Consider the following 2,444-nt stretch of genomic DNA (forward strand, 5'->3'; position numbering starts at 1 on the left):
ATTGGGTCAACAGGTAAAAGATGAGTAAAATTACTCATTGACAATAGTGCTTTTAGCTTAACTTGTGAGTAATGCCCCGGCGGTGCTGCCCGAATCGGTTGTCGGTACAGGCTAGTTTTGCTAAAATTTGATAAAGTTTGCAATAGCGATGGCAACTGCGAGCTTAGCCAAATCCCAGCAATCATAGGAGATACATTATGTCTGAAATTCCAGCAGAACAAACACAAACAAACTTGACAACTCCAGAAATAACTACCGAAAGCTCAATTTCTGGTGTGGAAAACGTGAAAAATAGTGTGGGAAATATCCTAAATAGTTGGAAGTTGAAAGCAGGATTAGCCGTTGCTGTACTTTTGGGAGTTTTGCTATTTGCTTTCTACTGGCAGCATATGATTGCAGTCGTAGGTATGAAGAGTTGGTCGGCGCGATCGGGAGCTAACCCGATCGAATGTATGGTAAGAGATACTAATAATGACGAGTATGTCAGTTGCAGCGCCCTCCTCGATCAGCAGATTGTCCCTCTTGAGTGCAGTTCGAGTTTGTTCAATATCGGCTGTCGAGTCAATTACGGAACTGCGGCACCAAATCCGAGACAAATCAACCCTAGATAGACCATCTGCGGGTTAGAGATGATTGTTGAACGAACAGATTTGCTACTTAAAATATGGGAGTTACAAAATAAATTTTCCCGTGAAAATACTCCAGCAATAAAGAGCGGAAAACTCTTGTTTTTCTGGTTGTAAAATAGCAGGTAATGAAAGTTACCTGCTATTAGTATTAATGGCGACTTTTCGCTCCAAGCAGTATTGAGCGCCTTGATATAAAAGCTCTGTCATTGATTAGATACTACTTTACAATAATTAACTTGAAAAGTTTAATTTAAATCAGTAGAATTAACCCAAACCACCTCTCGGATGATGCGATCGCGAGTGCCGAGTGGTATCAAGTACCCGAAGGGTAAACGATCAACTCACCTCAGTTGGTGGCGTGCGAGGTGGCTGAAGATAGTTCGACAAAAGTTTACATTGTATGTAGTTCTTTGGGGGAAAAAAACAAGGAAGTCGGGTTTTTTAATGGTGAAAATTTAGCTATCGGATCTGTTTGCAAATTGAGCCATCCCTCACGGGATTTTGGATTTACCATTCACACAGCCTGGGTGCAAAAAATCGCCAAGCCCACAGCCTTCTACAACAGGCGAGCAACTAAACGAATATGACAAATACTCATTCTACCTCTTCCAACTATCCTCAATACATCTCAAGAGGAGGCGATACGGCGTTTGAACCTCCTTACATTCTTAATCAGACAAAACTCTATGGATTTTTCTTAGAAGGAACCTTGGAAAATTTACAAACTCTCTGCGATAAATATCTCAATATACCTGGTCAAGATCAATTCCAATACCGTCCTGCTGCTAACCGTGTGCTGATGGTATTCGATACAATAGCGCACATTAATTCTACACAACCTCCCGGCAGCGATAAAGGTTTTTTCTCTGAAGCAGGGGAGGTCATGTTTTGGGTATTGACTGAGGCCGGAAAGCAAGAAGGCTCAAAATTTGTCGTCGATCACCACGCTTGGTTTATTCCGTATATTTTTGTTGATTCTACACCAGCAATGGTATTGGGGCGGGAAGTTTATGGTTTTCCTAAAGAATTGGCAAAATTTCAAATCCCACCAGATAATCGCCATCCTCAAAAATTTAGCTTAGAAACCCTTGTTTTGCAACCGTTCAGTCCTCAATCAGAAACTACTTGGCGAACAATAATCAACGTGGAAAACACTCAAGCAGAAAAGGGTGATATTCCTATCAAGCTTTGGACCGACTTTTCACAAGTATTTGAAGAAATTTCAAGCTTGTTTGAAGAAGTAAAATTTGATAAAAAATGTCCAACTCACTTGGAAGTACCGATGGTATTTCTCAAACAATTTAGAGATGTTCGCGATGGCGACAAAGCTTGCTATCAAGCAATCGTAGAAGCTACTGCTACGCTAGAGAAATTACATCAGGGCTTTCCTTACCTCAGACAGAAATTCGAGGTGACAATAGAAAATTTTGACAGCCATCCAATCGTCACCGAATTAGGACTAAAACTGCAACAAACAGCCCAATTAGCATTTTGGCTGAACTTCGATTTTTCCTTTGGAAACGGAACTGAAATATGGAAATCTCAGTAGTAGCTTTTGATACGGATAATTAGCTTGTATTAGCTGAAAATCATTTTTTCCTTTCAAAACACACACAAATCGGTAAATATCCATGATTGAAAATACCAAGAAAAAAATTGTCATTCTCGGTGGCGGAATGGGTGCTATGGTGACAGCATTTGAACTCACTAGCCAACCCAATTGGCAAGACTTATACGACATTAAGCTGTTGTGCATTTAAAACGCATATTGGTATAATATAACATAATGATATTCAGAAAAAGTGAATGCCTGCT

At 40.1% G+C, this 2,444-nt stretch carries 4 protein-coding genes; 3 read left to right on the top strand and 1 reads right to left on the bottom strand.

All coding sequences use genetic code 11. The features are described 5' to 3' along the window. Positions 1-185 (bottom strand): hypothetical protein (locus tag QUB37_RS29480; RefSeq protein ID WP_333168762.1); only part of this gene is annotated, 185 nt, incomplete at its 3' end. A 12-nt stretch (positions 186-197) separates the two neighbouring features. On the opposite strand from QUB37_RS29480, the gene QUB37_RS29485 reads away from it, so the two are divergent. The 3 genes from QUB37_RS29485 (at position 198) to QUB37_RS29495 (ending at position 2,389) form a co-directional block, all read left to right on the top strand. Beyond that, the gene (locus QUB37_RS29485) at positions 198-611 is read left to right on the top strand and encodes a hypothetical protein (protein WP_333168764.1); all 414 of its coding nucleotides are present in this window, start codon (positions 198-200) and stop codon (positions 609-611) included. Between the two features lie 727 nt (positions 612-1,338). After that, entirely contained in the window at positions 1,339-2,178 is an 840-nt protein-coding gene (locus tag QUB37_RS29490; RefSeq protein WP_333168766.1) for an acetoacetate decarboxylase family protein, read from the top strand. An 82-nt stretch (positions 2,179-2,260) separates the two neighbouring features. Further along, entirely contained in the window at positions 2,261-2,389 is a 129-nt protein-coding gene (locus tag QUB37_RS29495; protein ID WP_333168768.1) for a hypothetical protein, read from the top strand. The last annotated feature ends 55 nt before the right edge of the window (positions 2,390-2,444 follow it).

Source organism: Microcoleus sp. AT3-A2 (assembly GCF_036705685.1).
In the GTDB taxonomy this organism is placed as follows: Bacteria; Cyanobacteriota; Cyanobacteriia; order Cyanobacteriales; family Microcoleaceae; genus Microcoleus.

Excerpts from the sequence above, each read along its gene's own strand:
- QUB37_RS29485 (WP_333168764.1), top strand. The coding sequence starts at position 198 with ATGTCTGAAATTCCAGCAGAACAAACACAAACAAACTTGACAACTCCA.
- QUB37_RS29495 (WP_333168768.1), top strand. The coding sequence starts at position 2,261 with ATGATTGAAAATACCAAGAAAAAAATTGTCATTCTCGGTGGCGGAATG.